Below are 24,030 nucleotides of genomic sequence, written 5' to 3'. Positions count from 1 at the left end.
TAAATCTATCTATTAAAACTTAACCTTAAGGAGATAATTTAATGAAGTTTTTTAAAAAATTAATTTCTGCAGCTTTCTTTGGGTCATTTTTGTTAGCAACTTCTGCTAATGCAGGTGACTGTAAGGCAAGACTGGGGGATTTCGACTGGAGTAGTGCAAATATTCATACTGCTATTGCGTCTTTTATTCTTGAAAAAGGATATGGATGTGAAGTTTCAGTAACTAAAGGAAGCACAACTCCTATCATGGCTGCTCACTATGATAAGCAGTTAGATGTAATCACTGAAGTTTGGTACGATAATATCATTGCAAACTACGAGCCTCACGAAAAAGCTGGTACTATCAAAAATATTGGTGTGAACACTCCAAACTCTCAGCAAGCTTTTTATGTAGATAAAGCTACAGCTGATAAATACAATTTAAAGTCAGTAATGGATATGAAAGATCCTAAAATAGCTGCGCTATTTAAAGATCCAGAAAATCCTTCTAAAGGTAGAATGACAAGCTGTATTTCTGGTTGGACTTGTTACACAGTAAACTTAGTAAAACAAAAAGAGTATGGTCTAGATGCTTTCTATACAAACTTTGACCCAGGTTCTGGTGGCGCATTAGATGCTGCTATCGCTGGTGCTTTTGCTAAGAAAAAACCTATCTTTACATATTACTGGGCACCTACTGGTTTAATGGGCAAAGTTGATCTTGTTAGATTAACAGAACCTAAGTTTGATTCAGATTGCTGGAATAACATGTCTGCAGTTGTTGAAAAAATCAAAGCAGATGGTCCAGATGCATATACTAAATCTTGTGCATGTGAATATAGAGATATGGCTTTAACAAAGTCTGTTTTAACTGATTGGGCAAAAGCTAATCCAGCAGAAACAGCTTTCTTAGAAAAGTATACTATTCCTACAGCAGTAGTTAATACAATGTTAGCCTTCTACGAAGACGAATCTGATGGTGACATGGAGTTAACTGCTAAAGAGTTCTTAAAAACTCAAGCAATGTGGAAAAGTTGGGTACCTGCAGATGTAGCTTCAAAAGTTACAGCTGCTTTGTAATCTGATAAAATAAAATAATTTGAAAGAGCCCTTTACTGGGCTCTTTCTATAAATAATAATAATCATATATGTTTAAAGATAAAAAAAATTTATTTAACCTAAGTCTCTTAGGTATTTTTGTATGGTTATTAATAGCAAGTTACAGCTCATCAAAAAGAAAACCTGAGTCAGTTGGTGAGTTATTAAATGATTTTTCTTGGTTAAGTGATTGGCCAAAATGGTTAGATTTACCTTTAATGAAATGGATCAATAAATGGTTCAAAGCTCTAAATGAGAACTTTGGTTTTATATTTGAAGCAATAAATAATGTTTTACTTGCTATGTTAATGGGCCTTAAAAACTTTTTAGTTCAAGCCCCTTGGCCTTTAGTAATTATAGGCGTTGTAATACTTGCCTATTTTGCTAGTGGGAAAAAGATCAAAACAACTGTTGCAGTTGGCTTCTGCACATTTTTTATAGGATTTTTGCATCCAAGATTCTGGGACAAAGCAATTGAAACAACATCTATAATGTTAATCAGTATTTTCTTGTGTCTTGTAATAGGTGTTCCCATTGGAATTTGGATGTCTAGAGCTAATAGAGTAAGAGAGAAAATCCTTCCAATACTAGATTTAATGCAGACCATTCCTGCTTTTGTATATTTGATACCAGGAATTATGTTATTTGGTTTAGGTGCTGTGCCTGCAATTATTGCAACTTTTATCTATGCAGTACCACCGTTAGTTAGATTAACAGACTTAGGAATTAGATTAGTTGATAGTGAAGTAACAGAAGCAGCGGATGCTTTTGGCGCAAGTAAAAAACAAAAATTATGGGGTGTTCAAATCCCATTAGCTCTTCCAAATATAATGCAAGGAATTAACCAATGTACAATGATGGCTTTATCCATGGTGGTAATTGCATCGATGATTGGAACTAGAGGTCTAGGAGATGAAGTTCTTCTTGGTCTACAACAATTAAACGTTGGTCGAGCAGCAGAGGCTGGTATTGCAATTGTATTGTTAGCAATAGTTTTAGACAGAATTACTCAATCTTATGGTGAAACTCTTCAGGAGAGAAATGCTCCTGTTAAAAAGGTTAAAAAATAATGTCAAAAATAGAAATAAATAATATCTATAAAATTTTTGGCAATGATCCAGACTCAGTAATGGATATGGTTAAAAATGGATCTACAAAAGATGAGGTACTTGAACAAACTGGCCACACAGTTGGTTTAGATAACGTTTCTTTAAATATTGAAGAAGGAGAAACTTTTGTTTGTATGGGTTTATCAGGTTCAGGAAAATCTACATTGATAAGACATATAAATAGATTGATCGATCCTACAGCTGGAGAAATTTTAATTGATGGTGAAAATATTATAAATTGTAATCCCGAGGAGTTATTAAACTGGAGAAGAAACCATATTAGTATGGTGTTTCAGAGATTTGGTTTATTTCCTCACAAAACAGTAATGCAAAACGTTGGGTACGGTCTTGAGATGCAGGGAAAATCTGAAGAGGAAAGAGATAAAGTAGCTATGGAAAAAATTGAGGCTGTTGGCCTTAATGGTTTTGAAAACCAATTTCCAAACCAATTATCTGGTGGTATGCAACAACGTGTTGGTTTAGCAAGAGCATTGGCTACTAACTCTGAAATCATGTTAATGGATGAAGCATTTAGTGCATTAGATCCACTTATTAGAAGTGATATGCAAAAACAATTAATAGATCTTCAGTCAGAATTAAAAAAAACAATTGTATTTATTACTCATGATCTTGATGAGTCCTTAAGATTAGGTGATCACATTGGAATTTTAAATGCAGGAAAATTAGTTCAAGTTGGGACTCCAGTTGACATTATCATGAACCCTGCAGATGATTATGTAAAAGCTTTTGTTAAAGACGTTAATAGAGCAAAAGTAATTAAAGCGAAAATCATTATGACAAAAGCTAATGAAACAAACGGTATTGATAAATCAAATTTAGTTAAAGTTAATGAAGATCAATTTATAGAAGAATTTTTACCTCAAATAGTTTGTACCAATGCTAATTGTGAAGTAGTTGATAAAAGTGGAAACGTAACAGGTTATATAACTAATAAAGAATTACAGTCATCATTAACAAAATCATAATTAATGGTTAACCAATCATTAAAAAATAAAAAAATCATTATATCTGCAGGAGCATCAGGAATAGGTTTAGCAACAGCAAAAGTTTGTCTTGCAAGAGGAGCAACGGTTTATCTTTGTGATATTGATAGTAAATCTATCAATAAGTTAAATAAACACTCTTTAAGGAATAAAAGATTATTTGCATACCTTTGTGATGCATCCAATGAATATCAAGTTTCAGATTTCTTTGAAAAAATTAAAAAGAAAACTAAAAAGATTGATGCTTTAATTAATAATGTAGGTATTGCGGGACCAACTGGATCACTTGAAAAACTTAAGTCCAAAGACTGGGAAAATACTTTACATGTGGATGTGAACAGCCATTTTTATTTTACAAAAAAAACTATCCCTTTACTTAAAAAATCTAAAAACGGTTCAATAATCAATATTTCATCGACTGCTGGCATACTTGGTTTTCCACTTCGATCTCCTTATGCGGCAAGTAAATGGGCAATTATTGGAGTTACAAAAACCTTAGCCATGGAACTTGGTAAATTTAATATTAGAGTTAATGCTGTATGTCCTGGAACAATTAAGGGAGACAGAATGAAAAGAGTTATAAAAGATAAGGCAAAATTTACTAAAGTTTCAACAAAAGTAATTGAAAAAGATTTTGTTTCAATGAGTTCAATGAAAAAATGGATATTGGAAGAAGACATTGGAAAGATGTGTTCTTTTCTAATTTCAGATGACTCAAGTAAAGTATCAGGTCAGGTGATTTCTGTTGATGGTCATACTGAGAGAAATGATTAATCTATCTTAATTTTTTTTCGTATTTCTTTCTTAACTTTTGCAATTCAACTAAATATTCATCTCTAATATTTGAAATTTTACTAACTGATTTACCTTTAGATTGTTTTTTTGTTCCCTGAACCAATCTATCAATTAATTTATTAGACAAAGTTGGAGCTTTTAATTTTGTCCATGGAAGTTTTAAAGCAGGTCCAAACTGTTCTAACATATGTCTCATTCCAGCTTTTCCTCCAGCTAAATGAAAAGTTAGAAAGGTTCCCATTAACGACCATCTTAATCCTGGACCATCTTCAATTGCTCTATCTAATTCCTCTGTAGTTGCATGACCTTCATTAATAATGTGAAGCCCTTCTCTCCATAAAGCTTCTTGTAATCTGTCTGATAAATAACCAGGCAACTCATGCCTTATCATTATTGGATTCATTGATATTGACTCATAAAATTTTTTTGCTTTTTCTAAAAATTTTTTTGAAGTTTTTTTTCCTGGAACAATTTCAACAGCAGGCAATAAATAAACTGGATTAAAAGGGTGTCCAATCATCGCTCTTTTAGGGTTTTTACATTTAGAATAAATTCTTGTTGGCAATAATCCTGATGAACTTGATGAAATAATTGCATTTGGTTTAGCATATTTTCCAATGGTGCTCATTAACCTAGTTTTTAAAACATAATTTTCACTTGCACACTCTTGAATTAAGTCCGCATCTTTTAATGCTTCTTCAATAGAGGTAAAATATTTAAAATTTTTAAGATTAATTTTTTTTTTATTAAAAAGTTTTTTTACATACGGCCAGGTTCTTTTAATCTCAGCTATTAAATTTTTTTTTAATTTAATATCTTTATCAAAAGCATGAACAATTTTATTGTGTGCCAAACATCTGATGATCCAACCTGCCCCAATTACTCCAGTTCCAACAACTGCAATTTTTTTAATTTGAGACATTACTTGTGTTTAACAAGTTTTAACTTTTCTCTAGTTTCTGCAGGTGTCATTGGTGTGTAACCAATTTCATCAATAATTCTTATTGCTTTTTCAACTAATTGGGCATTAGTAGCCAGCTTGCCTTTTGATAGATATAAATTATCTTCTAATCCAACTCTAGGATTTCCTCCCATTAAAACTGTTTGAGCAACAAATGGCATTTCATTTTTTGAGATAGCGAAGCCAGACCACACACCTTCTTCTGGCATTATATCTTTCATTGCCTGCATTGCTAAAGTAGTTGCAGGCGCTCCCCAAGGTATTCCCAAACACATTTGAAACATTGGCGGATCACTCAATAATCCTTCTTTATATAACTGAGCTCCAAACCACATATTGCCTAAATCAAAAGCTTCAATTTCTGGCTTAACTCCAATTTCTTTTAATTTTTTTGCAGCTTTTCTCAAGTCATTTGGAGTATTCACTGTTATTGTTGAGCCGTCCCCAAAGTTTAAAGTTCCAGCATCAAGAGTACAAATTTCTGGCAGAAACTGTTCAGCATTTGCAATTCTTTCCATAACATTTGTCATATCAGTCATTGGTCCAAAATCTAACGGGTTATCACCCTGACCTATATCTAGATCACCTCCCATACCTGTTGTTAAATTTAAAATAACATCAGTGTCACTTGATCGAACTCTATCAACAACTTCCTTGTATAATTCTAACCTTCTACTGGGAGTACCATCTTCTTCTCGAACATGGATATGTGCTATTGCAGCACCTGCTTTTGCAGCTTCAATTGAAGCGGTTGCTATTTGTTCTGGAGTTTTTGGTAAATTAGGATGTTTGCTAGCAGTATCACCTGACCCAGTTACTGCACATGATATAAAAACCTTATTGCTCATAAATTATAATTTAAATATAGTTTAATTTAGTAAAAATGGAAATAACAGAATTACAAAGAGACTTAGCGGCAACTTTTAGATGGACTGCAAGATTAAATATGCATGAAGGTGTTGCTAATCACTTCAGTGCATGCGTTCCAGGTTCAACAACTGATTTTTACGTAAATAAAGCTGGTATTCATTTTAGCCAAATTAAAGCTAGTGATTTAATTTTGGTAACTAAAGAAAATATAAATGATTTAAAAAATGAACCTGATTTAATTGACCCTACTGCAATAAATATCCATGGAACTATCCATCAAAAAGTTCCTCATGCAAAATGTATTTTTCATGTACATTCAAAATACGCAACTGCTTTATCTGCATTAAAAGATCCTGTTATGAAACCGATAGATCAAAATACAATGATTTTTTATAATAGAGTGTCTGTTTTCAATGAATTTGGAGGATTGGGATTTGAAGACGAGTCCATTAAAATGGCCAATGCTCTAGGAAACAAGCAACACATGCTATTAGCTAATCATGGAATTATTACAACCGGTGAAACGGTAGCAGAAGGTTTTAATTATTTATACTATTTTGAAAGAGCAGCAGAAACTTATCTAACTGCTTTATCAGCTAATGAGGAATTAAATATAGTAAGTGATGAAGTTGCAGAAAAAACAGCTGAAGAAACAGCAAATTATCCTACAGATTTAGCAAAGTTACATCTCCGGCAAATAAGATTAATTTTAGATAAAGAAGAACCGGAGTATAGAAATTAGATGTCAGTTCATATAGCAGATCAAATTATTAAAAAAGAATGGACTGATTATAACAACCATATGAATATGGCTTATTATGTTTTAGTTTTTGATCAAATTTGGGAAATAATTTTAGAAAAATTTAAAATGGGTGAGCAGTCTGCGAAAACAACAAAAATGAGTACAATGGTTGTAGAGACACACACCACATATAACAATGAAGTCAAAGAAGGTGACGAAGTAGAGATTAATCTTACATTTTTTGATCACGATAAAAAAAGATTACATTTTAAAATGGAAATGATTGAAAAATCCTCAAAAAAACTATCTGCTACACTTGAAATGTTATCTTTATATATTGATTTAAATAAAAGAAGAGTTGCAGAATTTGAAGATGAAAAAGTAAAATTAATGGATAATTTTACAAATCTAAACAAATTGAATTTTAAAAATGAGGATTTAGTAATTACCGGAAAGTTAAAAAAATAATGGAAATAAAACTATTATCAGGTGCTTTAGGTGCAGAGATAAAAGGCATTGATTTAACAGATATTTCTGATGAAAATTTTAAAAAAATTAATAATTTACTTTTGGAACATAAGGTAATTTTTTTTAGAGACCAACCAATTACCAAAGAACAACAGATAGCTCTTGCAGAAAAATTTGGGCCTTTAGAAACTCATGCATATGTAAAAGGTCTGGATAATTTTCCAGAAATTGTAAGAATTATAAAAGGAAAAGAAGAAAAAAACCAATGGGGAGAGAATTGGCATAGTGATGTTAGTTATAATTCAAAGCCCACTAAAGCTGTAATACTGAAATCAATCAAAATACCTCCAGTTGGTGGTGATACTTGTTTTTCAAATATGGAATTAGCATGGGAAACACTAGATCCTAAAATTCAAGAAAAGATCAAAGATAAAAAAGCAATTCACAGTTCTCTTGGAGCTGAATTTTTTATTGATAACTATAAATACATGGAAGGAAATGAAAAGAGAAATTACGACTCTTATTCAAATGAACATCCTATTGTAAGAACTCATCCAGAAACAGGCAAAAAGATTTTGTTTGTTAATTGGACTTATACGAAGCATATTATTGGTTTAAACAAAGAGGAGAGTGATCAAATTTTAAAAGAAATTTTTGAACACCAAGCAAGATTAGATCTAACATGTAGATTTAATTGGACTGAAAACGCTGTTGCTATTTGGGATAATAGAAGTGTTATTCATTATGCTATTGCAGATTTTTTTCCTGGCCGGGGTTTAGGACACGAAAGAATTATGGATCGTATTGCAATTGAAGGTGATCATCCTCAATAATTTTAATGCAAGTTGTTGATAAAATAATCTCAAACTTTACAAACAATAAATCTCTTTATATAGGTGAAAAAGTAACCATGTCTGAACACATGATTCAAACTGCAATGCTTGCAGAAAAAGCTAAATGTAATGATGACTTGATATGTTCTTGCTTACTTCATGATTATGGTCATTTTATTTTAGATAATCCTGACGAATTAGTGAGAGAAAATATGGACGGTAAGCATGAAGATATTGGTTATGAATATTTAAAAAATATTTTCAAAAAAGAAATTATTGAACCAATAAAATATCATGTTCAAGCTAAACGATATCTTGCTAGAGATGAAAAATATTTTAATTTGTTATCAGAGGCATCAAAAATTAGTTTAAAATTACAAGGTGGTCTACTTAACGATGATGAATGTATTAAATTTGAAGCTCAAGATTACTTTAAATCAACAATACTTTTGAGAAAATTTGATGAAGTAGCTAAAAAAACTGATATCAAAATGAAATCTATTCATGACTATAAAAAATTGCTAACGTCAAAATTAAAATGAAATTTGACTACTTAATCATTGGAGCTGGATCGGCAGGTTGTGTGCTTTCTAATCGATTGTCAGAAAATAGTCAAAACAATGTAGCTATTTTTGAAGCTGGCAAACCTAGTGATATTTGGAAAGTAAACATGCCTCTTGCAATTTTATATACAATGCATGATCCCAAATATAATTATAAATACTATTCAGAACCAGAACCTCATCTTCACAATCGAAATCTATTTTGCCCAAGAGGTAAAATGGTTGGTGGCTGTTCTGCTCATAACGGAATGGTTTATGTTAGAGGAAATCCTAATGATTACCAAAGATGGGAATCATTTGGATTAAAAGACTGGTCCTATGATAAGGTCTTGCCTTTCTTTAAGAAAATAGAAACCTGGTCAGAAGGTGAAAATGAATATCGAGGTGGAAATGGAATTTTACCAGTTAATCAATCTAAAAACAAAAATCCATTGTTTAAAGCTTTCATCAACTCAGCTGGTGAAGCTGGATACAAAATTAATGAGGATATGAATGGTAAAGACCAAGAAGGTTTTGGGATGTACGATGTAACTATCCACAAAGGTGAAAGAGCAAGCGTTTCAAAATATTATTTAAATCCTGCTAAAAAAAGAAAAAATCTAAAAGTTTTTACTGAAGCCTTTGTTGAAAAAATTATTTTTGATGGAAAGAAAGCAATTGGTATTGAGGTAAAAATTAAAGATAAAGTAGAAAAAATTTATGCAAATAAAGAAGTAATCCTTAGTGGGGGCGCAATAAACTCTCCACAATTATTAATGTTGTCAGGTGTGGGTCCAAGCAAACATCTTAAAGATAAAGGTATAAAAATAGTTCATAATTTAGAGGGCGTTGGTAGAAATTTACAAGACCATTTGGAAACCTATGTGCAGCAAGAGTGTAAAACTTCAGACACTTTATATTCTTATGTGAATAAATTAAATATGATGAGAATTGGTATTCAGTGGTTTTTATCTCGAACTGGCCCCTGCTCTACTTCTTTTCTAGAAGCAGGTGGTTTTTGCAAATCTTCTCCTGAAAGAGAATATCCAAATATACAATTTCATTTTTTTCCAGCTTTTGTAATTGATCATGGATTAGTTGATCCTGATCGTCATGGCTATCAGCTTCATGCAAGTCCTAATCATCCAAAAAGTAGAGGGCACATTACATTAAAGAGTTCTAATCCATATGATTATCCAAAGATTCAATTTAACTATTTAGAACATGAAGATGATCTTAAGCAAACAATAGAATGCATTCATGTTGCAAGAAAAATTTTAGGACAAAATTCATTAAAGCCTTTTGCAGGAAAAGAAACGGGCCCTGGTGAACATGTTCACACAGATGAATTATTTGAAGAATACATAAGATCAAAAGCTGAAACAGCCTACCATCCATCATGTACTTTAAAAATGGGTATAGATGATATGGCAGTTGTTGATGAAAAGCTTAAAGTGCATGGTTTAGAAAATATTAGAGTTGTAGATGCATCTGTGATGCCTGAAATTACAAGTGGAAATCTTAATGCGCCCACATTAATGATTGCTGAACGAGCCTCTAATTTTATTCTAAATTCATGACATCTGCACAAAGTAACTCTAAAGGAATCCTATTTATTTTAATGGGAATGGCTTTGTTTTCTATTCAAGATGCTTTAATAAAATTTATATATGAAGATGCAGCTTTATATGAATTATATTTTGGAAGAACTTTCGTTGCATTTATTTTATTAGTTGCATATTTAAAGTTTTCAAAACAAAAAATTAGTTTAAAAACCCATTATCCTTTTTTAACAATTATAAGAGTTATTTGTTTCTTTTTTGGATTTAGCTTTTTTTATATTTCTTTAACTTATATGTCGCTTGCAATGGCAAATGCGTTATTTTTCTCAAGCCCCTTCTTTGTTTCAATATTAGCAACAATTTTTTTAAAAGAAAAAGTTGGTATAAGAAGATGGTCAGCAATTTTTATCGGCTTTATAGGAGTATATATAGTTTTAAATCCTAATTTTGATGATTTTGATTTTATGAAGCTGGCTCCTGTTGCATGTGCTTTATGTTATGCAATTTCAATGACCATTACGAAGATTACTTCAGATAAAGATAATGTATTTACGCAAATGATACATTTGTATTTTGGGGCAATTTTAATAAGTATTTTGTTTTATATTTTTACAGGTGACGGTCAAATCAACAATTTTAATGATCCTACTTTTCAATTTATTTTTAGAGAATGGTTTACCAATCCTTCCTACGCTTGGCCTTATATTGTAGCAATGGGATGTATTGGGGCTTTCGCATTTTACTTTGTCTTCAATGCATACAGTATAGCCTCTCCTTCTGTTGTTTCACTTTATGAATATTCTTTAATAATTTGGTCAATTCTAACTGGGTTTATTCTGTTTGATAATATTCCTACAATAAGAACTTTTATTGGTGTTTCGATAATAATTGGAGCTGGAATTTATATTTATTTTAGAGAAAAGGTAAAAGATCAAATGATTGTTACAGATACTCCAAACAGATAATGAAAAGTTATATTCCAACTATTGATATTTCATCTTTGTTAAATTTAGAGTTCAGTACTTTAAAAGCAAAAAATACAATAAGAAAAATTGAAAAGGCATGTGTTGATGTTGGTTTTTTTCAAGTAGTAGGACACGGTATTAATATAAAAAAAATAAACAATGTCTGCAAAATTGGTAATAAGTTTTTTAACTCATCTAAAGCAAATAAAAATAAATTAGCACCAAAAAAATGGAATAAAAAAAATAAAAATTTATACAGAGGATATTTTCCAAATACTGTAAATGGAAAAGAAGGTTTGGATTTAGGTGATCTTCAAATCAAACCTAACAATATAAAAAAATACAAATCTTCATATATTGAGTATCTTGACTTAACAAAATCTTTGAGCGTATCTTCTATTAAAAACCTGTATAATTATTTTGATGAAATTTATGCTTTAAGTGAAATATTATTTAAAGGAATAATTAAACTTTATAAAAAAGACATAAAAATTAGCAACCAAGCTTTCTCAAGATTAAAAACTCTAAGTACATTAAGATTTAATTATTATCCCAACCAAACAAAACCAGTGGAAATTTCAAAACAAGATGGTGTTGCTCTTGGATGTGAAACACATGTTGATAGCGGAGTTTTTACTATTCTTTATCAGGATAAAAAAGGTGGTCTTCAAGTACAAAATAGAAACAATAAGAAATGGTATGATGTACCATTTAATAAAAAAGCTTTAGTGGTAAATACAGGAAAAGCATTAGAGTTTTTAAGTAAAGGAAAGTTTAAAGCAACAAATCATAGAGTTTTATGGAACAAAAGTAAGAGATTATCTATTCCCTTCTTTTTTGAGCCCTCTAACGACTTTAAAATGAATAAAAATTTTCTAAATTCAAAAAAATATTCAAAAAAAGGACTGATATACGAAAAATTTTTAAATCAATCTTTAAAGAAATTTATTGAATATCAACGTTAGTCTATTTTAAGTCATTGAATATTTATAATTACATTTTATAAACAATTATAAATTTTAAATGTCTAAAATATTCGATTTATTCATAATAGGTGGTGGTATAAATGGAGCTGGTATAGCTAGAGATGCTGCTGGAAGAGGTTTGTCTGTTTGTTTAGCTGACAAAGGAGAAATTGGTGGAGCCACATCATCTTGGTCTACTAAATTAATTCATGGTGGTCTTCGTTATTTAGAAAACTATGAATTCAAATTAGTAAGGCAGTCTCTGATAGAAAGAGAAATTGTACATAAAATTGCCAAACCTATTTCAAAACCTATTCCTTTTATTATCCCCTACGTTGATAAAATTAGACCTGCATGGTTAATAAAAATTGGTTTATTTTTATATGATAACTTAGGTGGTAAAAGTATTATACCAAAATCAAAAACCTTAGATCTTAGAAAAGAGCTTCCAGATGTTCTTCAAGAAAAATATAAAACTGGTTTTCAATATTTTGATATTCAAATTGATGATAAAAAATTAACAAAATTGAATGTTAAAGATGCAAAAAGAAATAAAGCTAAAATACTAGAATATAACAAAGTTAAAAAAGCTGAAATCATAGACGATAAATGGATTATACATCTTCAAAATGGAAAAAAAATTGCGTCTAAAGTTTTAATTAATGCATCAGGCCCATGGATCAATGAAACTTTACATAAAAACATCAAAATCAAATCTAAGAAAAAAATTAGATTAGTTAAAGGAAGTCATATTATTACAAAAAAATTATATAAAGAAGATGTTGCGTTTACTTTTCAAAATAAAGACAAAAGAATAATATTTGTGATACCTTATAAAGGTAAATTTTCATTAATTGGGACTACGGAGGTAGAAGTTAAGTCACCAGAAAATAAAGAGATATCAAAATCAGAAATTAAATATTTAATTAATTCAGTAAATGAATATTTAAAAAAAGAAATTAGTACAAAAGATATAGTTGATACTTATTCAGGAATTAGACCTCTAATTGAAGATTTTAATACAGCTACAAAAGTAACAAGAGATTATGTTTTTGATTTAAATATTATAAAAAATTTACCTCTTTTAAATATATACGGAGGTAAACTAACTACATACAGGAAATTATCTGAAAAAGTTCTACTAGATTTAGAAGAATATTTGCCTAATACAAAAAAAGGACCATGGACTGATAAAAAGAAGCTTTTATAATCAGACCTTCTCATTAAATTTTCTATATTTCCCGAATACTTAAAATGTGCTAGTGTTTTAGTATTGAAGAGCGATACATAACTCATCGTTATATCCAATACGAAAGCGGGATCGATCGTCTTTTTTTAAATTAGAAAGTTTAAAGGAGGAAGCATGAAATTTGGATACTTTTGTAATACTACTAATTGGACTCACAAGCCTTATCACGAACTATTAGATGAGACTCGAGAAATCACAGAATACTGCGATCAAAACAAATGGAATTCTATTTGGTACACAGAACATCACTTTAACCACGAAGGAATGGAGTCATGCACTAACCCTTTAATGATGGGTGTTGATGCTGCCGCTAGAACAAATCAAATTAGAATTGGTCAAGCTTGTAATGTAATCACTTTTCATAATCCAATAAGAATGGCAGAAGATATTGCTTTATTAGATCAATTATCAAAAGGTAGAGTTGAAATTGGAATTGGTAGAGGAATTTATGGAAGAGAGGCTATCAATTTAAATAAAGAAGCTGATATGAAAGACCAGGCAAAAAACTTTAGACTATTTGAGGAAACTTTAACTATTTTAAAAAAAGCCTGGAAAGAAAAATTTTTTAATCACAAAGGTGAATTTTATACTTATCCTGCACCAGATTATGTTTGGCAACACGACATGAGTCCTCCAAACAAAGATTTAGTAAACCTTGAAACTAATGTTATGGAAAACATAAGTGTTCTTCCAAAACCTTATCAAAAACCTTGTCCCCCTATTCATCAAGTTGTAGATGGTATTCGATCTATCGAATGGGCTGCACAACAAGGTTTAAATATCATTATGTGGATACCAACAGTTAAGGCATTAAAAATTAAATTTGAAGCTTTCAAAAATGCAAAATCTGAAGCTGAAAAAAGAAACGTTCCTATGGGTGAAGGAATTTCACTTGTAAGAGATATGTTTGTTGCTGATACAATGGAAGAAGCAAAAGAAAAAGCTGGTGAACATATGGTAAACTACATGAGATGGGTTTGTCACTGGAGAGGACTAGGAAATCATATGGATCCAGGTGAAGAATTACCAATTACTAAAGGAAAGTTAGATTTACTTAGCTATGATTTTTTACATAAACGAAATATGCTTTTTGGAACTCCAGAGTATGTAATTGATAAAATTCATGAACTAAAATCTGAATTAAACTTACAAAATTTACAAGTTTGGTCAAATTTTCCTGGTATAAAACATGCAGATTGCATGAAAAGCATAAAACTTTTTACTGAAAAAGTAATGCCTCACTTTAAAGATGATGCTGATACTGAAGTCAAAAAAGTTTCGTGATCAAACCCCATAGGAAAATGACTGGTGGTGAAGCTGCCGTTAAATCATTAAAGAAAGAAAAAGTTGAGCATGTCTTTGGTCTTATTGGCTCAGCTACAATGGAGATGTTTGATGCTCTTTACTATGAAAAAAAAATAAAATTTATTGGTGTAAGAGATGAGCGAACTGGAACTCATATGGCAGACGGTTATGCAAGAGCTTCAAATAAACCAGGTGTTATAATAGCTGGACAAAATGGACCTGGTGCCACCAACTTAGTAACTGGTGTTGCTCAAGCAAAAGCAGCTTTTTCCCCAGTTGTTGCTATAGCTGGATCTTATTCAACTAGAGATAAGATGGAAGATGCATTTCAGGGTCTTAACCAGCAATCTTTATTTGCACCTATTACTAAAAAAACATGGACTGTTAAAAATTCAAAAATCATACCAGATGTCATGAGTGATGCTTTTAGCTTAGCAATGAGACCTAGAAGAGGTCCAGTTTGTGTTAATCTACCAAGAAACATTTTAGCAGCAAATAACACTTATAAAATCAATATTAATAAGCCCTCTTTTGAAAGTGAGAGCAGTCTTAAAGGTGACAATGAGAAAATTAAAAAAGTAGCAAGAATTATAAATCAAGCTAATCAATTTGTAATAATTGCTGGTGGTGGGATTAAATATACGTCTAAATATAAGGAAGTTATTAAACTTGCTGAATTATTAAATGTACCAATTGTTACAGCAGCAGGTCATGGAGATGCAATTCCTTTTAACCACAAGCTGAATGCAGGGCAGATGGGGCCACGTGGAAATCCTGTTGCTTCAAGACTTGTTAAAGAGGCAGATGTCATTTTAGCAATTGGAACTCGATTAGGCTTTAACTCTACTTTTTACTCATATGATAATATAAATAAAAAAGCAAAGATTATTCAAATTGAAATTGAAAAAAAAATGCTTGGAAAATATTTTCCAATAGTAGTTGGAATTAATGCTGATGCAGCAACAGCCACTAATCAAATATATAATGAAATAAAAAAACAAAAATTAAAACTAGACATTAAAAATTGGACTAATTTATATTTAAAAGAAAGAAAAGATTTTTTAATAAATAGAGACAAAGATAATCTTGGAAAAAACTTTCCTATTCAACCAAAAGGCTTATTCAAACAACTACGAAAAGTTTTACCAAAAGATACAGCTATTACTTTAGATGCAGGAACATTATGCCTTCAAGCAACAGATGCTCTAGAATATTATAATCCACCATCTTTATTTACACCACTAGATTTTGGTTTAGTTGGTTTTTCTTTTGCATGTGGTCTTGGAGTAAAAATTGCAAAACCCAAAAAAACTGTTGTGAGCCTTATGGGTGATGGTGGTTTTGGCATGACTATATCTGAATTAAGTACTGCAGCTGAATATGGAATAAACACAACAACTATTGTAATGAATAATCAAAGCTGGGGAGCAGAAAAAGCTTACCAAAAAGATTTTTTTGGGAAAAGATATTTAGGTGCGGACATTACTAGCCCTTCATTTGATAAAGTTGCGGAATTATATGGTGCCAAAGGTTTTAAGGTTAAAAAAATATCTGAAATAAATGAAGCTGTTAGGGCAGCAATTAAATGTAATAAACCTGCAGTAGTTGATGTTGATGTGGACCCTAGTGCACTATATAGTTTTAGAAGAGATAGTTTTAAACATAGGCAAAAATAAATGTCACAAAAAGATATTGGTAATAAAATTCCAATTTACAAATTAAAAGCAGGTAAAGAAGTTGAAGATTATTATGATGAATGGACTGTTGAAAATAAATATGACAAAGATATGGTTGATTGGAAATATTCTGGTCCTCAAGAAACTGTAGATCTTTTTAAAAAACATATTCCCAACAAAAATATAAAGATTTTAGATGCTGGTTGTGGGACTGGTCTAGTAGGTGTTGAGCTCAAGAATAATGGTTTTGGTAATTTTGATGGAGCAGATTTTTCACAAAAAATGTTAGATTTAGTACCAGAGAATATTTATCAAAATTTATTCAAAATCGATCTAAATAAAAAAGTTGATATAAACGATGATGTTTATGATGGAATAACTTGCGTTGGGACTTTTACATTTGGCCACGTTAATCCCCCCGCATTAGATGAAATGGTAAGAATTTGTAAAACTGGATCATTAATTTGTTTTACAATTAATATTGGAATTTATGAAGAATATGGATTTGACAAAAAGATCAAAGAATTAGAAGATAAGAATTCTTGGAAAATAATTGAATTCTTTAAATCAAATTATATTGCAAGCAAAGAAGTAAATGCTTGGTTAGTATTAGCTCAAGTAACTAAATAAAAGATTATGGATATTAATTTAAGAAAATTTACAAAATTTGTTGATAAAACTTTTATTGAAGGTGGTAAAAAAGCTAAGGAACCAGTTTTATTAGTCTCAGTTGCTGCAGTTTTTAAAAATCCATGGCACGGACAAGGTTTTGTTGAAGACTTAAGACCTACAATTCTAGATTTAGCACCAAAGCTTGGCGAATTATTGGTCCCAGAACTAATTAAAGAAATTGGATCTCCAGAAAAAATATTAGCGTACGGTAAAGCTGGTGTAGTTGGTTTAAATGGAGAAATAGAACATGCCTCGGCTTTTATACATACATTAAGATTTGGTAATAAGTTTAGAGATGCTGTTGGTGGAACTTCTTATTTAAGTTTTACAAATACTAGAGGACCTGCTGGATCAAAAATTTCAATACCAATGATGCACAAAACAGATTTAGGATTGCGACCTTATTATTTAACTCATGAATTCACGATACATGATGCTCCATTCGATGATGAAATTGTTATAGCCATTGGTGGCGCTTCAAGTGGCAGAGCTCACGCAAGAACTGGTGATAGATATCAAGATATGAAAGAAATGGGTATCGAACCCAAGTAGTATTAGATGGTAACCGGAAATACTGCATCAGGTACATTCTATGTCTTCAACAAAAAAGAGCAATCAATCCCAGTAGTTTTTATTCACGGCGTTGGTTTAACTTACGAAATTTGGCAACCTCAATTAGATTTTTTTAAAGATTACTCCAATCTTTCATACGATATTCTTGGTCATGGAAAATCACCTTTAACAAAACAAAATATAAGTTTTGATGATTTTTCAGATCAACTAATAGAATTAATTAATGAACTTAAAATTAAAAAAATTCATTTAATTGGTTTTTCAATTGGCTCTTTAATCGCTAGAAATTTTGCAACTAAATATGGTGCCAGATTACAATCATTAATTCTTCTAGGTTCAATATATAAAAGATCTGAGCAACAACAAAAAATAGTTAATGAAAGATTTAATCAAGCTAAAAAAGAATTAAAACTCTCAAGACAAGCGTTGAAAAGATGGTTTTCTGATAAGTATTTAGAAAACAACCCTGGTACATATGAAAAAATTAGATCAATTTTATCTGGAAACAATATGGCTAATTTTTTAAAGGTTTATGAGCTATTTGTTAAACATAAAAATGATGAAGATTTTAAAAAGATACAAGTCAAAACATTAGTAATGACTGGAGAACATGATATTGGTTCTACAATTGAAATGTCACAACAATTAAATAATATAATCAAGGATAGTGAATTAAAAATTATTAAAGATGGCAAACATCTTTGTGGTATTGAATGTGCTGATGAGGTAAATTTATCAATCAAAAATTTTATAGAGAAATATGAGTAAACTAAAACAATACAAAATGTTCATTAATGGAGAGTGGGTTGACTTTGAAAGTAAAAAAACTTTTGAAACTTTAAACCCAGAAAATAATGAACCTTGGGCAGTCGTCCCTGAAGCAAGTGCTAAAGATGTAAACAACGCAGTTAATGCAGCACAAAAAGCATTTGAGGGTGATTGGCCAAAATTACTTCCTAAAGAGAGAGCAAAATTTTTGAGAATGATTGGACAACAGTTAAGAGACAATGCAGAAATGCTAGGAGAGATAGAAACTATTGATACTGGTAAAATTATTAGAGAAACTAAAAAACAAGCAATTTATATCGCTGACTATTACGATTATTATGCAGGCCTTGCAGATAAAGTTGAAGGAACTGTGCTTCCAATTGATAAACCAAACATTCAAGCAATAACAACTAGAATTCCAATTGGTGTAATTGCAGCAATTATTCCCTGGAATTCACAAATGTTTTTAACTGCAACAAAGTTAGCTCCTGCTCTAGCAATGGGTAACACTGTAGTTATTAAATCTTCAGAACTTGCTCCTGCAGTCATGTTTGAATTCGCAAAACTTATAGAAAAAACTGGCCTTCCTAAAGGAGTGGTAAATGTTATCACTGGCTTTGGTGATCCATGTGGAAAAACACTAACAACGCATGATTTAGTTGAAAAAATTGCTTTCACAGGTGGTCCTGAAACTGCAAGACATATCATTAGAAATTCTGCAGACAATTTATCTGAAGTAAGTCTAGAGCTAGGTGGAAAAAGTCCAGTAGCAGTGTTTGATGATGCGGGGCAAGAAAATGCAATCAATGGAATTGTTGCTGGAATATTTGGTGCAAGTGGTCAAAGCTGTATAGCTGGATCTAGACTTTATATTCAAGAGGGTATTTACGATGAGTTTCTAGACAAACTATCTAATCGAGCATCTAAAATTAAAATTGGAACACCCATGGATCCAGAAACTGAAATGGGACCGTTAAGTAGTTTTAAACAATTAGAAACTATAGAAAAAAATATAAAAGATACGATTGACCAAGGTGGAAAAATTAAATGTGGTGGAAAAAGAGACTCTTTTTCTAACAAAGGATATTACTTTCCTCCAACAATTATTGAATGTGATAATCATAATTTACCTGTTGCAGAAAATGAGTTATTTGGGCCTGTTTTATCAGTTATGAAATTTAATACAGAGGAAGAAGTAATCGATAAAATGAATGATAATCAATATGGTTTATCTTCAGGTGTTTATACCAGCAATCTATCAAGAGGTATGAGAGTTTCCAAAGCAATACGAGCAGGAATAACATTTGTAAATACTTACAGATTAATTTCTCCATCAGCTCCATTTGGAGGTATCAAAGATAGTGGTTATGGTAAAGAAGCAGGTATTGAGTCAATTAAAGATTATACTAGAGTTAAAACAACTTGGTTTTATACTTCAGACGAACCATCACTAGATCCTTTCTCAATTAGATAATATTTTGACTCCAAAACACACAGCTTTGATTGTTTTGGTAATGTTTTTTTTGGGAAGTGCTTATCCTCTTGGTAAATTTGGCTTGAATGCATCAATGAACCCTATTTTTTTTGGAGCACTAAGGATGGGATTTGTTTTTTTATGTTTACTGCCATTTTGTAAAATAATTATTCCTAAAAAAAAATATATATTACCTTTAATAGGATTTTCTCTTTGTATGGGTGCTGGAGTAAATATGTTTTTATACCTATCTATCAATGCAGTGACTTTATTAGCTCCGATAACGATTGGTGCACAATTATCTATACCATTTGCAATATTAATAAGTTCTTTATTTTTAAAAGAGAGTATTAGTCTAAAAAAATGGATTTTTATTTTTTTATCATTTTTAGGAATACTATTAATAGCCTTTGATCCAAATATTTTAGATGAAATTGTTGGGACCTTTTTAGTTTTTGGAATGGCTTTTTTTTATGGACTATCTCAAGTTTTCTCAAGATACATAAAAGATTTAGATGTAAAATTTACTAATGCTTTTATGGGGCTAGTAGGTTTTTTAGTCTTAATTATTTTTTCTCAGATATTTGAAGGAAACATTGTTGGACAAATAAAGAGAGTAGAAACAAGTGGCTGGCTTGCAGTTATGTATGCTGGAATGATCATTTCAATTTTAGGACACATGATGATGTTCTATCTTTATAAATTTTATCCAGTAGGAATGGTGATGCCTTTTTATTCACTATTTCCTGTATTTGGATTGATATTAACTTTTTTTGTATTTGGCGAAGTACCCTCTTTTATAACAATATTTGGAGGAATAATTGTAATAACATCAATATATTTGCTTCAAAAGACCAAGTAATTTTTCATTGAATTAACGAGATAATCATCATTTAATTGTCTTTTTATAAATTGTTAACAATAAAAAGAGGAAGATAATGAAAAAAATATTTATTGCTGCATTTATGCTTGTTTCAAGTTTTGGAACAAATGTAATGGCAGACGGACATGCAATTAAGATGGGGATTATCTTAGGATTTACGGGTCCTATTGAATCACTAACACCAGCTATGGCTGGATCTGCAGAGCTTGCTTTTAAAGAAGCATCAGACTCAGGTTCACTTTTAGGTGGAAAAAAAATTGAAGTAATAAGAGCAGACTCAACTTGTGTTGACTCAGCAGCAGCAACTGCAGCAGCTGAAGGTGTTATTTCACAAGGTGTAGCAGCTATCATGGGTGCTGACTGTTCTGGTGTAACTGGTGCGATCGCATCAAATGTTGCTGTACCAAATGGTGTGGTAATGATTTCACCTTCAGCTACTTCACCAGGATTAACAACTTTAGATGACAAAGGATTCTTTTTAGAACAGCTCCTTCTGATGCTAGAGGTGGACAAATCTTAGCTGACGTAACTAAAGATAGAAAAGTTAAAAGCGTAGCTATAACTTATACTAATAATGACTACGGAAAAGGTTTAGCTGATGTTTATAAAGCGGCTGCTGAAGCTCATGGCATTAAAGTTACAGCTGTAACTGCTCATGAAGATGGTAAAGCTGACTATTCATCTGAAGTTGCAACACTAGCTTCTGCTGGTGGTGATGCTATGGCTGTAATTGGTTATCTTGACCAAGGTGGTAAAGGTATGATTCAAGCTGCTCTAGATTCAGGTGCATTTGATAAGTTTGTTTTATCAGATGGTATGATCGGTCAATCACTTGTTGATGCATTTCCTAAAGGTTTAAAAAAATCTTTTGGTACTATGCCAGGTTCAACTGGAAAAGGTGCTGGAGTATTTGCTGATGTAGCAAAAGCTGCAGGTATAGACTCTTCTGGTCCATACACTGGTGAGTCTTATGATGCAGCAGCGCTAATAGTGTTAGCAATGCAAGCAGGTAACTCTGCTGACAGAGCATCAATTGCAAAAAATGTAATGGGTGTTGCTAATGAGCCTGGAACTAAAATTTATCCAGGTGAGCTTAAAAAAGGATTGGATTTACTAGCTAAAGGTAAAAAGATTAATTACGAAGGTGCAACTGGAGTAACTTTTACTAATGTTGGTGAAGCTGAAGGTTCTTTCTTAGAGCAAGAAATAAAAGGTGGAAAATTCAAAACAAAAAAACAAAGATAATTATTATTTAATTAAAAGCCCTAGTAATGAAAATTACTAGGGCTTTTTTTATATTAAATACCACCTATAATTCTTAAAATACCAAAAATTGAAATAATTATTAAGAAATAAAATACAACCTTTCTATAAAGCTTTTCCTTACTCTTAATAAAAAATTTATTACCAATGAATGCTCCTGCTGGCAAAACTACTATTAGAGGAAGAGTTCGATAAATAGTGGTCATATCAACAATTCCACCAAAATAACTTAAAATAAAAGCGTAGATATCTGTTAAAAAGAATAATGCAGCCAATGATCCTCTAATTACAGCTGGTTGAATACTGGTTATTAAAAGAAATAATGCTACAGGCATCCCTCCTAGTGTTGTTAATCCATTTAATGTTCCTGAAATTATACCGGTAAAAATTTTTGATTGGTTATTATTAATTTTTTTATTTATGTAACCCCTCATTAATAAAATTGAAAAAAAAATAATTATTAAACACACATACAGATGAGTAGTTTCAGGAGATAAGTATTTTAATAAATATAATCCAATTGGTGACCCAATAGCTATTCCTATTAAAAGTTTAAAAACAAAATTCCAATCTATTTTATTCCATATATATGGAATCATAAAAATACTAATAAAAACTTCTAATATTAATATAATTGGCACTATTTGAATTGCAGGTAGTATAAAAGAAAATCCTGAAATACATGTTGCAGAAAATCCAAAGCCATTAAATCCTCTTATTATAGATGCAACAAATACTATAAATAAAATTAATAAAAACTCAGATAAGCTAAAATCAAAATAAGTTAAAAATGTCATTTATATTTTTTAAAATTTTATAACTGATAATAATTAAAGGTTTTTAACTACTAAAACATATATTTGTCAGCCATATACATGGCCCAAGCGATGGCAGCACCTAATATAATATATTTCATAATAGGATTACTTTATTTCTATTTTCTCTGGAAGTATACCTTTTGGACGATATCTCATTATCAATAGTAACCCAAGACCCATCATCAAATATCTAAAATATGGAACACTCTCAATTAAGTGAATTTTTAGTGCGTGAGTATCAGACATGCCAGACGTGAAAAGATTAATTAAAAATAATGCTATAGGCGCAGCTTCAATCCATAAAAACCATACTGCAAATCCACCTAAAATTGCTCCAAAATTATTACCACTTCCTCCAACTATAACCATTACCCAAATAAGAAATGTATATCTCATAGGTCTGTAACTACCTGGTGTAAACAAACCATCTTGAGTCACCAACATTGCTCCAGCTATTCCAACAATTGCTGAACCTAAAATAAATATTAATAAATGTTGTTTAACAACATTTTTTCCCATTGCGTTTGCAGCTTCTTCATTGTCTCTAATTGCTCGCATCATTCTTCCCCATGGAGAATAAAGTGCTTTTTGAGTAACTATTAATAAAGCTATAACTACAATTAAAAATAATCCTGAGTAACAAAGTTTTACAAAAACCGATGATCCTTCAATAACTAACTGATTTAGTGCAGCCTGTTTATCTGCAACATTAGAAATTAGTTCTAATTTACTTGAATTAAATTTTGCAACCAGATTTATGAACCAATCAGTAGTCTGAAGATTAACTTCATAAGGTACAGGCCTATCCAATCCAATTACATTTTTAACCCCTCTTGATAACCAATCTTCATGCTTGATTATTGCAATGACAATTTCAGAAATTAATAATGTTGCAATTGCTAGATAGTCAGCACGCAAACCAAGAGCAACTTTTCCAACGACAAATGCAAGTCCACCTGCAAAGAAAGCTCCAACAATCCATGAAAACATAATCGGTAACCCAAAGCCTCCAAGAAATCCTGTCTTTGCAGGATTAACAGCCTCAATTGCTTCAATTCCAGGTTCAGCAGTTACTCTAATAATTATAATTCCTGCAATAATAATCGCTGCAATTCCATAAGTTCTAAAATTTGATTTAGCAAAATTTTTTAGGATAAAGCGAATTGCTAGAATCATTACTATGATTAACCATAAGCACATTAAGATATCAAAACCACCAGCTCGCCATGCTTCTTGAACTGGATCAACTGATATTAAAACTGCGGCTAGTCCACCTAATGCTGCATATCCCATAAGACCAAAATTAATTAAGCCAGCATAACCCCATTGCACATTTGCTCCCATAGTCATTACTGCAGAAATTAAACACAGATTGAAAATTGAAAGAGCAACATTCCATGATTGAAATATTCCAACCAATACAATTAAACCCATCATTATTGAGTAAGCCACAATTA

The 24,030-nt window shown here is 31.1% G+C and carries 23 protein-coding genes and 1 pseudogene; 20 read left to right on the top strand and 4 right to left on the bottom strand.

Annotated features, from left to right (window positions below; all coding sequences use genetic code 11):
- Positions 1–41: 41 nt before the first annotated feature.
- From ACIJYF_RS01595 to ACIJYF_RS01580, 4 genes are all read left to right on the top strand, one after another.
- Positions 42–1,058 carry a glycine betaine ABC transporter substrate-binding protein gene (locus ACIJYF_RS01595; protein ID WP_435117165.1) on the top strand — a complete coding sequence of 339 codons (1,017 nt, stop codon included), beginning with the start codon at positions 42–44 and terminating at the stop codon, positions 1,056–1,058.
- Between the two features lie 236 nt (positions 1,059–1,294).
- The gene (locus ACIJYF_RS01590; RefSeq protein ID WP_435117956.1) at positions 1,295–2,146 is read left to right on the top strand and encodes an ABC transporter permease; all 852 of its coding nucleotides are present in this window, start codon (positions 1,295–1,297) and stop codon (positions 2,144–2,146) included.
- Positions 2,146–3,171 (top strand): quaternary amine ABC transporter ATP-binding protein, encoded by a 1,026-nt coding sequence (locus tag ACIJYF_RS01585; protein ID WP_435117163.1) that lies wholly within the window; start codon positions 2,146–2,148, stop codon positions 3,169–3,171. Before ACIJYF_RS01590 ends, ACIJYF_RS01585 begins: the two co-directional genes overlap by 1 nt.
- Positions 3,172–3,174: 3 nt before the next feature.
- Positions 3,175–3,963 (top strand): SDR family oxidoreductase, encoded by a 789-nt coding sequence (locus ACIJYF_RS01580; protein ID WP_435117161.1) that lies wholly within the window; start codon positions 3,175–3,177, stop codon positions 3,961–3,963.
- A 1-nt stretch (position 3,964) separates the two neighbouring features.
- Here the strand turns inward: ACIJYF_RS01580 and ACIJYF_RS01575 are convergent, their stop codons facing one another.
- Both ACIJYF_RS01575 and ACIJYF_RS01570 read right to left on the bottom strand, forming a co-directional pair.
- Positions 3,965–4,906, bottom strand: a complete 942-nt coding sequence (locus tag ACIJYF_RS01575; protein ID WP_435117159.1) for a 3-hydroxyacyl-CoA dehydrogenase NAD-binding domain-containing protein — start codon at positions 4,904–4,906, stop codon at positions 3,965–3,967.
- A complete protein-coding gene (locus ACIJYF_RS01570; protein ID WP_435117157.1) occupies positions 4,906–5,793 on the bottom strand; it encodes a 3-keto-5-aminohexanoate cleavage protein in 888 nt (295 codons plus the stop codon). The genes ACIJYF_RS01575 and ACIJYF_RS01570 overlap by 1 nt, the downstream gene beginning before the upstream one ends.
- 35 nt (positions 5,794–5,828) lie before the next feature.
- On the opposite strand from ACIJYF_RS01570, the gene ACIJYF_RS01565 reads away from it, so the two are divergent.
- From ACIJYF_RS01565 to ACIJYF_RS01490, 16 genes and pseudogenes are all read left to right on the top strand, one after another.
- A complete protein-coding gene (locus ACIJYF_RS01565; RefSeq protein WP_435117155.1) occupies positions 5,829–6,557 on the top strand; it encodes a class II aldolase/adducin family protein in 729 nt (242 codons plus the stop codon).
- Positions 6,558–7,025, top strand: coding sequence for a thioesterase family protein (locus ACIJYF_RS01560; RefSeq protein WP_435117153.1), 468 nt, complete (start codon positions 6,558–6,560; stop codon positions 7,023–7,025).
- Positions 7,025–7,858 (top strand): TauD/TfdA dioxygenase family protein, encoded by an 834-nt coding sequence (locus ACIJYF_RS01555; RefSeq protein WP_435117151.1) that lies wholly within the window; start codon positions 7,025–7,027, stop codon positions 7,856–7,858. The genes ACIJYF_RS01560 and ACIJYF_RS01555 overlap by 1 nt, the downstream gene beginning before the upstream one ends.
- Positions 7,859–7,863: 5 nt before the next feature.
- Positions 7,864–8,400 carry an HD domain-containing protein gene (locus ACIJYF_RS01550; RefSeq protein ID WP_435117149.1) on the top strand — a complete coding sequence of 179 codons (537 nt, stop codon included), beginning with the start codon at positions 7,864–7,866 and terminating at the stop codon, positions 8,398–8,400.
- On the top strand, positions 8,397–9,980 hold the full coding sequence (locus tag ACIJYF_RS01545) for a choline dehydrogenase (RefSeq protein ID WP_435117147.1): 1,584 nt from the start codon (positions 8,397–8,399) through the stop codon (positions 9,978–9,980). Before ACIJYF_RS01550 ends, ACIJYF_RS01545 begins: the two co-directional genes overlap by 4 nt.
- Positions 9,977–10,927 carry a DMT family transporter gene (locus ACIJYF_RS01540; RefSeq protein WP_435117146.1) on the top strand — a complete coding sequence of 317 codons (951 nt, stop codon included), beginning with the start codon at positions 9,977–9,979 and terminating at the stop codon, positions 10,925–10,927. The genes ACIJYF_RS01545 and ACIJYF_RS01540 overlap by 4 nt, the downstream gene beginning before the upstream one ends.
- Positions 10,927–11,892: a 2OG-Fe(II) oxygenase family protein gene (locus ACIJYF_RS01535; RefSeq protein WP_435117144.1), complete on the top strand. Its 966-nt coding sequence runs from the start codon at positions 10,927–10,929 to the stop codon at positions 11,890–11,892. Before ACIJYF_RS01540 ends, ACIJYF_RS01535 begins: the two co-directional genes overlap by 1 nt.
- Positions 11,893–11,950: 58 nt before the next feature.
- The gene (gene glpD, locus ACIJYF_RS01530) at positions 11,951–13,102 is read left to right on the top strand and encodes a glycerol-3-phosphate dehydrogenase (protein WP_435117142.1); all 1,152 of its coding nucleotides are present in this window, start codon (positions 11,951–11,953) and stop codon (positions 13,100–13,102) included.
- 153 nt (positions 13,103–13,255) lie between these two features.
- Complete coding sequence (locus ACIJYF_RS01525; protein ID WP_435117140.1) at positions 13,256–14,425, top strand: LLM class flavin-dependent oxidoreductase; 1,170 nt, start codon at positions 13,256–13,258, stop codon at positions 14,423–14,425.
- A 17-nt stretch (positions 14,426–14,442) separates the two neighbouring features.
- Positions 14,443–16,122: a thiamine pyrophosphate-binding protein gene (locus ACIJYF_RS01520; RefSeq protein ID WP_435117138.1), complete on the top strand. Its 1,680-nt coding sequence runs from the start codon at positions 14,443–14,445 to the stop codon at positions 16,120–16,122.
- On the top strand, positions 16,123–16,752 hold the full coding sequence (locus ACIJYF_RS01515; RefSeq protein ID WP_435117136.1) for a class I SAM-dependent DNA methyltransferase: 630 nt from the start codon (positions 16,123–16,125) through the stop codon (positions 16,750–16,752). It abuts the gene before it with no gap.
- A gap of 6 nt (positions 16,753–16,758) precedes the next feature.
- Positions 16,759–17,346 (top strand): amino acid synthesis family protein, encoded by a 588-nt coding sequence (locus ACIJYF_RS01510; RefSeq protein ID WP_435117134.1) that lies wholly within the window; start codon positions 16,759–16,761, stop codon positions 17,344–17,346.
- A 6-nt stretch (positions 17,347–17,352) separates the two neighbouring features.
- Entirely contained in the window at positions 17,353–18,135 is a 783-nt protein-coding gene (locus ACIJYF_RS01505; RefSeq protein WP_435117132.1) for an alpha/beta fold hydrolase, read from the top strand.
- Positions 18,128–19,609 (top strand): aldehyde dehydrogenase, encoded by a 1,482-nt coding sequence (locus ACIJYF_RS01500; protein ID WP_435117130.1) that lies wholly within the window; start codon positions 18,128–18,130, stop codon positions 19,607–19,609. The genes ACIJYF_RS01505 and ACIJYF_RS01500 overlap by 8 nt, the downstream gene beginning before the upstream one ends.
- A gap of 4 nt (positions 19,610–19,613) precedes the next feature.
- Positions 19,614–20,471 carry a DMT family transporter gene (locus tag ACIJYF_RS01495; RefSeq protein WP_435117128.1) on the top strand — a complete coding sequence of 286 codons (858 nt, stop codon included), beginning with the start codon at positions 19,614–19,616 and terminating at the stop codon, positions 20,469–20,471.
- Positions 20,472–20,547: 76 nt separating this feature from the next.
- A pseudogene (locus ACIJYF_RS01490) lies at positions 20,548–21,737 on the top strand (ABC transporter substrate-binding protein).
- 53 nt (positions 21,738–21,790) lie between these two features.
- On the opposite strand, the gene ACIJYF_RS01485 reads toward ACIJYF_RS01490, so the two are convergent.
- Together ACIJYF_RS01485 and ACIJYF_RS01480 are read right to left on the bottom strand one after the other, a co-directional pair.
- Positions 21,791–22,552 (bottom strand): sulfite exporter TauE/SafE family protein, encoded by a 762-nt coding sequence (locus ACIJYF_RS01485; RefSeq protein ID WP_435117126.1) that lies wholly within the window; start codon positions 22,550–22,552, stop codon positions 21,791–21,793.
- Positions 22,553–22,678: 126 nt separating this feature from the next.
- Entirely contained in the window at positions 22,679–24,010 is a 1,332-nt protein-coding gene (locus tag ACIJYF_RS01480) for a branched-chain amino acid ABC transporter permease (RefSeq protein ID WP_435117954.1), read from the bottom strand.
- Positions 24,011–24,030 lie beyond the last annotated feature (20 nt).

The sequence above is a fragment of the Candidatus Pelagibacter bacterium nBUS_49 genome (assembly GCF_051200925.1).
Lineage (GTDB): Bacteria > Pseudomonadota > Alphaproteobacteria > Pelagibacterales > Pelagibacteraceae > Pelagibacter.
The sequence above is the reverse complement of the archived record's forward strand: the minus strand, read 5'-3'. Positions and strand labels throughout refer to the sequence as shown.

Excerpts from the sequence above, each read along its gene's own strand:
- ACIJYF_RS01595 (WP_435117165.1), top strand. The coding sequence starts at position 42 with ATGAAGTTTTTTAAAAAATTAATTTCTGCAGCTTTCTTTGGGTCATTT.
- ACIJYF_RS01590 (WP_435117956.1), top strand. The coding sequence starts at position 1,295 with ATGAAATGGATCAATAAATGGTTCAAAGCTCTAAATGAGAACTTTGGT.
- ACIJYF_RS01585 (WP_435117163.1), top strand. The coding sequence starts at position 2,146 with ATGTCAAAAATAGAAATAAATAATATCTATAAAATTTTTGGCAATGAT.
- ACIJYF_RS01580 (WP_435117161.1), top strand. The coding sequence starts at position 3,175 with ATGGTTAACCAATCATTAAAAAATAAAAAAATCATTATATCTGCAGGA.
- ACIJYF_RS01575 (WP_435117159.1), bottom strand. The coding sequence starts at position 4,906 with ATGTCTCAAATTAAAAAAATTGCAGTTGTTGGAACTGGAGTAATTGGG.
- ACIJYF_RS01570 (WP_435117157.1), bottom strand. The coding sequence starts at position 5,793 with ATGAGCAATAAGGTTTTTATATCATGTGCAGTAACTGGGTCAGGTGAT.
- ACIJYF_RS01565 (WP_435117155.1), top strand. The coding sequence starts at position 5,829 with ATGGAAATAACAGAATTACAAAGAGACTTAGCGGCAACTTTTAGATGG.
- ACIJYF_RS01560 (WP_435117153.1), top strand. The coding sequence starts at position 6,558 with ATGTCAGTTCATATAGCAGATCAAATTATTAAAAAAGAATGGACTGAT.
- ACIJYF_RS01555 (WP_435117151.1), top strand. The coding sequence starts at position 7,025 with ATGGAAATAAAACTATTATCAGGTGCTTTAGGTGCAGAGATAAAAGGC.
- ACIJYF_RS01550 (WP_435117149.1), top strand. The coding sequence starts at position 7,864 with ATGCAAGTTGTTGATAAAATAATCTCAAACTTTACAAACAATAAATCT.
- ACIJYF_RS01545 (WP_435117147.1), top strand. The coding sequence starts at position 8,397 with ATGAAATTTGACTACTTAATCATTGGAGCTGGATCGGCAGGTTGTGTG.
- ACIJYF_RS01540 (WP_435117146.1), top strand. The coding sequence starts at position 9,977 with ATGACATCTGCACAAAGTAACTCTAAAGGAATCCTATTTATTTTAATG.
- ACIJYF_RS01535 (WP_435117144.1), top strand. The coding sequence starts at position 10,927 with ATGAAAAGTTATATTCCAACTATTGATATTTCATCTTTGTTAAATTTA.
- glpD (WP_435117142.1), top strand. The coding sequence starts at position 11,951 with ATGTCTAAAATATTCGATTTATTCATAATAGGTGGTGGTATAAATGGA.
- ACIJYF_RS01525 (WP_435117140.1), top strand. The coding sequence starts at position 13,256 with ATGAAATTTGGATACTTTTGTAATACTACTAATTGGACTCACAAGCCT.
- ACIJYF_RS01520 (WP_435117138.1), top strand. The coding sequence starts at position 14,443 with ATGACTGGTGGTGAAGCTGCCGTTAAATCATTAAAGAAAGAAAAAGTT.
- ACIJYF_RS01515 (WP_435117136.1), top strand. The coding sequence starts at position 16,123 with ATGTCACAAAAAGATATTGGTAATAAAATTCCAATTTACAAATTAAAA.
- ACIJYF_RS01510 (WP_435117134.1), top strand. The coding sequence starts at position 16,759 with ATGGATATTAATTTAAGAAAATTTACAAAATTTGTTGATAAAACTTTT.
- ACIJYF_RS01505 (WP_435117132.1), top strand. The coding sequence starts at position 17,353 with ATGGTAACCGGAAATACTGCATCAGGTACATTCTATGTCTTCAACAAA.
- ACIJYF_RS01500 (WP_435117130.1), top strand. The coding sequence starts at position 18,128 with ATGAGTAAACTAAAACAATACAAAATGTTCATTAATGGAGAGTGGGTT.
- ACIJYF_RS01485 (WP_435117126.1), bottom strand. The coding sequence starts at position 22,552 with ATGACATTTTTAACTTATTTTGATTTTAGCTTATCTGAGTTTTTATTA.
- ACIJYF_RS01480 (WP_435117954.1), bottom strand. The coding sequence starts at position 24,010 with ATGATGGGTTTAATTGTATTGGTTGGAATATTTCAATCATGGAATGTT.